This is a genomic window from Arthrobacter sp. PsM3, assembly GCF_030433895.1.
GTDB lineage: Bacteria > Actinomycetota > Actinomycetes > Actinomycetales > Micrococcaceae > Arthrobacter.
The window spans coordinates 1-240 of the sequence record NZ_JARUXE010000175.1 but is presented as its reverse complement, the minus strand read 5'-3'; the positions used below and the strand labels follow the sequence as shown (position 1 = coordinate 240).

At 65.8% G+C, this 240-nt stretch carries 1 pseudogene; it reads right to left on the bottom strand.

Going from position 1 to position 240, the window contains the following annotated elements:
* Nucleotides 1-240 (bottom strand): annotated as a pseudogene (locus QCD75_RS22085) (lipoyl synthase); the annotation flags it as partial.

Here is a 240-nt window from a genome sequence, read left to right as displayed (position 1 = left end):
GGCGGATGCGCTTGAAGATCCGCGGGACGGTCTCGACGTTGTGGGCGAAGACCTCGGGTTTGGAGTCGCAGATCGCTTCGATGTGTTCGGGTTTGCCGGAGAAGTCCGGGATCAGGAGCTCCACGCCGGTGCCGGGATTCAGTTCGTGGATCTTGCGGACCGTTTCGGCGTAGAGCCAGACGCCCTCGTCGGCGAGGTCGTCGCGGGCCACGCCGGTGACGGTGGCGTAGCGCAGCTGCA